The organism is Peptostreptococcus sp., assembly GCF_977045075.1.
In genome coordinates, this window is sequence record NZ_CDRRTB010000089.1 from 1 (window position 1) to 6502 (window position 6502).

At 40.6% G+C, this 6502-nt stretch carries 5 protein-coding genes and 1 pseudogene; all 6 read right to left on the reverse strand.

Annotation, left to right across the window (positions count from 1 at the left end; translation table 11 throughout):
* Window positions 1-335: pseudogene (locus ACW6OJ_RS07015) on the reverse strand (nucleoside kinase); the annotation flags it as partial.
* Window positions 336-395: 60 nt separating this feature from the next.
* Entirely contained in the window at window positions 396-1001 is a 606-nt protein-coding gene (lepB, locus tag ACW6OJ_RS07020; RefSeq protein ID WP_455103546.1) for a signal peptidase I, read from the reverse strand.
* A gap of 56 nt (window positions 1002-1057) precedes the next feature.
* Complete coding sequence (locus ACW6OJ_RS07025; RefSeq protein WP_456096135.1) at window positions 1058-2551, reverse strand: RsmB/NOP family class I SAM-dependent RNA methyltransferase; 1494 nt, start codon at window positions 2549-2551, stop codon at window positions 1058-1060.
* Complete coding sequence (locus ACW6OJ_RS07030; protein WP_314496099.1) at window positions 2538-3128, reverse strand: DUF3867 family protein; 591 nt, start codon at window positions 3126-3128, stop codon at window positions 2538-2540. Before ACW6OJ_RS07030 ends, ACW6OJ_RS07025 begins: the two co-directional genes overlap by 14 nt.
* A 120-nt stretch (window positions 3129-3248) precedes the next feature.
* Window positions 3249-4553, reverse strand: a complete 1305-nt coding sequence (locus ACW6OJ_RS07035) for a pyrimidine-nucleoside phosphorylase (protein WP_456096136.1) — start codon at window positions 4551-4553, stop codon at window positions 3249-3251.
* 216 nt (window positions 4554-4769) lie between these two features.
* The coding region (locus ACW6OJ_RS07040; RefSeq protein ID WP_456096137.1) for a phosphoribosylformylglycinamidine synthase subunit PurQ at window positions 4770-6502 on the reverse strand (1733 nt) is incomplete at its 5' end.

A 6502-nucleotide genomic window follows, 5' to 3' on the forward strand; every position in this document is an offset into this window, starting at 1 on the left:
TTTGGCATCCTAAGCATACAGTAAAGCCCTCCTGCTATAGAGTGCTTGATAAAGACCTTACAGTTGTCAAATACATCCCTACAGGCCATTACTAAAAGCAAGGATAGGCCCCTAAAATACAGACGCATACCGTCTTCACCCCTTGTATCTATAAGGTGGACATCCTCACTAGTGTGAAGCACATAGTTTAAGTCACGGTACCTGTTTTTTATTTTAGCCATGCATATATGTCCCTGGTAGTCATCTTCTAGCATTTTGGCTAACTTGGAAAGTCTAATCTTACCTTCATCTATTTTTATTTCCTTACCATCTACCCTGATATTTAAATCACTCATCGATCTATCCCTTCATACTATGACAAAATTCAAGGAGGTCCCCCCTTGAATTTCAACTAACTATTTTACAGTCCCTATATTTTGCAATGGAAATAATCTAACTAGTACACTTCCTACAAGCCTAGATTCAGGAACAAAGCCAACCTCTGTATACCTACTATCTAGACTGTTTCTCCTGTTATCACCCATGCAAAAAAGCTTGCCCTCTGGCACAGTAGTGTCTATATCACCATCTGTATAATTGTCCTTAGAAATATATTCCTCATCTAGGACCTTTCCGTTTACCTTGACAACCCCATCCTTTATAGTGATGTGGTCACCACCTACAGCGATTACCCTCTTTACTAGGTCCTTAGTGCTACTATCATCCTGCAATATGAAGTCCACTATTTTCTTAGCTGTGCTCTTGTCTTGACTAGTTAGGCTATTTAAAGGCATATAGCTATCAAATACAACTATATCACCCCTCTTGACACCAGTATACCTACTGACCCTATTAATAATCAGGTAGTCACTATTTTCAAGGGTTGGGTACATTGATAGGCCATCTACCCTGGTCGGTCTAATAACCTGAACTATGACTACAGCCAAAATTGCTGCCATTAAAAAAACTTTGATAATTTCTTTTACTTCATGCATAAATCCCTTTTTCTCTACTCGACTCAATTTAGTCTCCTTCCTCAACCCTATTAATTTATTTTTTCTGGCCTTTGGGTCAGCCTCTATCTTCTAAGTCCCTTTGGGTACTTATTTTTAAGTGTTCCATTTGATTCCTTGCCCCAACCTAGGGAAACCCCATCTACGCTTACCAGGACCCAACCCCTTGATTGGCCTGTTCCTATAGATTCTCCCCTCAGATAGGCCCTGATTTCATCAGAGTCATTCGCAAAATCAAGTGTATATTTTACATCACTAGGCTTCAAGGCCATGGCCAAAGAATGGGCTGGCTCGAACCTATTTTTTTTAAATTCACCTATAAAAAGTCCTGACCTCAAGACCTTTAGACCCCTAAGGTCATAATCAAGTGGCTGGTAGTAAAGTCTATCTTCCTTGACAGTAAGTCCTGAATCTAAGACATCCCTTAGTCCACCATCTATTAAATAGTCGGTGGCGAAGTCTTCGTACAAGCCAAGGTATTCTTGGTTTTTCCTATTGGATTTTGCCTTTGACTTTTGTTTTTTCTTTGATTTTTTAGCAGATTCTCTACTAGAATCCCTGTGTGAATCTTTATCGAAAGCTAATAAATCACTATCTTGAGCTTCCTGGTCTCCCTGCTTATCTACCTTCTTTGTTATCCTGGCACAAAAGTGGCCTTCTCCCCTATCTCTATGGGGCCAAATCCTATCCATATCAAGTAGGTTAGCATCTGGATAATCTCCCAAGAAATCCTCAACTATAGCTTCATTTTCCTGCCTAGTAAAGGTGCAGGTAGAATAAATAATCATACCACCAGCTCTTAGCATTTGGTAGGCATCTCTTATAAGCTGTCTCTGGATGGCAACACATTCATCAACCTTGTCTTGTGACCAGTCTTCAATGGCAAAATCATCCTTCCTGAACATACCTTGACCAGAACATGGTGCATCTATGAATATCTTATCAAAGAAACCTTTAAAAAACGTTAATAAATTACTGGAATCTGAATTAGTTATAATAGAGTTTACAGCTCCAAATCTCTCTAGATTCTCCCCCAAGGCCCTAATCCTACTTGGATTTATCTCATTAGATACCAAAAGTCCCTTATGATTTAGCCTTGATAGTATATAGGTGGACTTGCCACCTGGGGCTGCACATAGGTCTAGGACCCTATCTCCTTCAGAAATAGGTGTTTGACCCACCACACTCATGGCAGAAGGCTCCTGTATATAATATGCACCTGCATCATGTAGGGGATTCTTACCTGGATTTACATCTCCTGACAGGTAGTAACCCTCTTCTGCCCAGCTAATCTTGTCCCTCTCAAAATCAATATTAAAAAGGCCCAAGTCCTTGAAACTTTCTATTGGTAGCTTCAAGGTATTAACCCTTATTGCAGAAGTCTTTTCGTCCCTATAGGAGTCTAAAAAGGCCTGGTATTCATCCCCTAAAAGGTCCTCCATCTCTCTTAGGAAGGCTTTTGGCAATGATGAAGGCTTATCATTTATATTAAATTGAGCCTGGGCCTCTCCTGAAACCCCTTCCTTTAAAGCCTTATTCGTGCTATTAGAAGTAGTCATAAATATTCGTCGCCTCGCATATTACTACCTTGATTTTTTCCTTGTTAGCCTGCCTATAGCCAGCTATAAAGGTATTTACATCTGGGTCTGATAGGTCAATTTTTTTCTCACTTACAAGGGTCAAGCTACTACCATCCATGATAAACTTAACCTGGTTGACACCATTATCCAAAATGTAGTGCATAATTGTCTTTTCTTCTATACCCTCATACCTTTCAAAAAAGGCCAGTTTGTCCCCAAAGTCCTTAACACTGTACGACTCTTCCTTGTCCTTATTATTTACTATATAGGCACTTTCATTCATGTCTATGCCCATCCTCTTCATTTCTTCTTCTATATTCTTTGGATCAAATCCATATCTCTCCAGAAGCTTTTCCTGCATCTGGCCGAACTTCTCCACTGAAATATTATTCTTCTTTAGAAATTCATTGATACTTTTCGAAAAATCTAGGGGGCTCATACTTCCACTAGATACGTTTGTATACATTGAATACATGTATGCTTCTAATTTATCTATATCCGAATCCTTGACCTTATTTTGAAAAGAGCCAAAGTCTATTATCTTATCGTCTGACATAGGTCTACCTCCTTAGTAAGATTTAAGTATATTATACCATTAGACGGCTTAATTTAACCATAAACGGACCCCTTATTTGGGTAGAAAAAAGCCCTATAAATATAAATTAACTGTCTGAGCCTACTCTCCTAAAACTGCCTCAACTATAGGTGTCGGGTCCTGAACCTGGTCAGAGTACTGGAAGCTATTATACATTTCCTCTAGCCAGTCCTTGTCTAGGTCTTCGTCATGATATACCCTGCATAGTACATCTCCTTTCTTGACCTTGTCCCCCTTTTTAACACCTATCTTTAGACCCACACCATACTTGATTGGGTCAGATTTAGTCGCCCTACCAGCCCCTAGCTTCATGGCTAGGATGCCCAATTGCATTGAATGTATACGGCTGATATAGCCCGCCTCTCTTGACCTTATTTCTGTCACAAATTTTGCCTTTGGGAGCAGGTCTGTATTTTTGATTTGTTCTACATCACCACCCTGGTATTGGACCATTTGGACTAGCTTTTCAAAGGCCTTACCTGATGAAATTGCTTCTTTTATCTGCCTTCTTGCCTCCTCCTTAGTAGACGCAAGCTGGCCCTGGATTAGCATTATTTCTCCTGCTCTTATACATAATTCTGTAAAATCCTCTGGACCCTTGCCTCTCACAGTTTCAACTGCCTCCTGGACCTCTAGGGCATTTCCTATGGTATTACCCAGTGGCTGGTCCATGTCTGTTATCATGGCTATTGTATCTCTTCCAAGTTTCTTGCCTATTGCTATCATAGCCTGGGCCAAGGCTTTCGCATCCTCTATAGTCTTCATAAAGGCCCCTTCACCATACTTTACATCTAAAAGTATGGTATCTGCACCCGAAGCCAGCTTCTTAGACATTATTGAAGAGGCTATAAGCGGTATTGAATTTACGGTTGCCGTAACGTCCCTCAGGGCATAAAGTTTCTTGTCTGCCGGTACTAGGTCACCAGTCTGTCCTATTATAGCCAGACCTATTTCCTCTACCTGTTTTTTGAACTGGTCTTCTGACAAATAGCAGTTAAAGCCCCTTATGGACTCTAGTTTATCCAAGGTCCCACCAGTATGGCCTAGCCCCCTACCAGACATCTTTGCAACCTTTAGGCCACATGCAGCTACCATAGCACCTAGGGCCATGGAAGTCTTATCGCCTACACCACCTGTTGAGTGTTTGTCTGCCTTTATTCCCTCTATTGATGATAGGTCTAAGACATGTCCACTCTTCATCATGGCCTCTGCAAGCTTGGCAGTTTCATGGTCGTCCATACCATTTAAGACTATGGCCATCAAGAGGGCACTAGTCTGATAGTCAGGTATGGTTTCATTTGTTACTCCATCTATCCAAAATTGTATCTCTTCATCACTCAAGGCTAGCTTATTTTTCTTTTTTTCAATAATATCTAAAAATCTCATATCTTACCTCCGCACACTCTAAGCAAGTCCTTCCTTTAAACAATAAACCTATGGTCAATTGTTATAATAAAAATAGGTTCTTACATAGTTAAATCAATCGGTATACAAAATAGGTCCTAAGCAAATTTCACATCTTTTAAAAAGAAATTTGTTTAGAACCTATTATACTACTATCTCTTGAAATTTACCAATTCTATCCAAGAAATTTAATTTTTATTACTTGAAGTACTTAACACCAGATTCAAATAACTTCTGGTCCTTTTCTCCTATAATATTCTTGATTACATAGTCTCCTCTTCTTTCTGAGTGACCCATCTTACCAAGGATTCTACCATCAATTGAAGTTATTCCCTCTACTGCCCAGTATGAACCATTAGGGTTAAAGTCTATATCATATGTAGCATTTCCATCAAAGTCTACATACTGTGTTGCTATCTGTCCATTTTCTATTAGGGTCTTCATAACCTCTTCACTGGCAACAAACTTACCTTCACCATGAGATATAGCTATTGAGTGGATATCTCCGACCTCTGTTGCAGCCAACCAAGGTGACTTGTTTGATGCAACCCTAGTCTGGACTACCTTAGCCTGGTGACGACCTATATTATTATATGTCAATGTAGGCATATCTGCACTTGGAGTCTTAATCTCACCATATGGTACTAGGCCAAGCTTGATAAGAGCCTGAAAACCATTACAAATACCTATCATTAGACCATCCCTATTATTTATTAGGTTCATGACAGCCTCTTCTATCCTTGGATTTCTAAATACTGTAGCTATAAACTTAGCTGAACCGTCTGGTTCATCACCTGCTGAGAAGCCTCCTGGTATCATAATGATCTGGCTCTTGTTAATTTCCTCAACCATCATGTCTATTGAAGCCTCTATATCAGCATAAGTCATATTTCTAAATACGCCTATATGGGCCTCTGCACCTGCCCTTTCAAAGGCTCTTGCAGAGTCATACTCACAGTTAGTTCCTGGGAAGGCTGGTAGGAATACTCTTGGCTTAACTATGCTAAGTGATGACTTGGCTGGTTTAGCATCTAGCTTGTAGCTGATATTTTCTATCTTATCATCCACTAGCTTGCTTGCCTTAGTTGGGAAGATTGACTCTAGAGTCTTTTCAGACTCAGCATATAGCTTGTCTAGGCAAACCTCCTGACCAAATACATCTATTACTGGCTTAGCTATTGTCTCTCCAACAAGCACATAGTTGGCCCCTTCTAGGACCCCAAGGTCTGCCTGGTCGATTTCCACTAAGATAGAACCATAGCTCTGTCTAAATAGGTCATCCCTATTTTCATACCTGCTGGCTAGCTTGTCATCGAGTCTTACACCTATCCTGTTACCAAAGGCCATCTTGGCTATGGCTTCACCTAGACCACCGTAGCCTAGGGCATATGTTGCCTTTAGCTTACCTTCTAGGGCCGCCTGGTGTATAATATCAAAGTTCTTCTTCATCACATCGAAGTCTGGGAAGGCATAGTCCTTCTGAGGTGTTTCTACTAGGACAAGGGCATTACCTGCTGCCTTTAATTCCTGAGAAACTATATTCTTAGCGTCTTCTGTATTAACTGCAAATGATACAAGGGTAGGCGGTACATCTATATCCTTGAAAGTTCCACTCATTGAGTCCTTGCCACCTATGGCCGGTATCTCAAAGCTTGACTGGGCATAGTAGGCGCCTAGCAGGGCTGAAAATGGCTTTGCCCACCTAGTTGGATCCTGGCCTAGCTTTTCAAAGTATTCTTGGAATGTAAGCCTTGTAGTAGAGTAGTCACCACCAAGGGCTACAAGTTTGGCAACAGATTCTACTACTGCATTCATAGCTCCGTGGAAAGTAGACCACTTACCGATCTTTGGGTTATATCCATATGTCATTATAGATGACGTATTCGTTTCACCACCTAGTACTGGTATCTTGGCAACCATACCATTGGCTG

Excerpts from the sequence above, each read along its gene's own strand:
- ACW6OJ_RS07025 (WP_456096135.1), bottom strand. The coding sequence starts at position 2,551 with ATGACTACTTCTAATAGCACGAATAAGGCTTTAAAGGAAGGGGTTTCA.
- ACW6OJ_RS07030 (WP_314496099.1), bottom strand. The coding sequence starts at position 3,128 with ATGTCAGACGATAAGATAATAGACTTTGGCTCTTTTCAAAATAAGGTC.
- ACW6OJ_RS07035 (WP_456096136.1), bottom strand. The coding sequence starts at position 4,553 with ATGAGATTTTTAGATATTATTGAAAAAAAGAAAAATAAGCTAGCCTTG.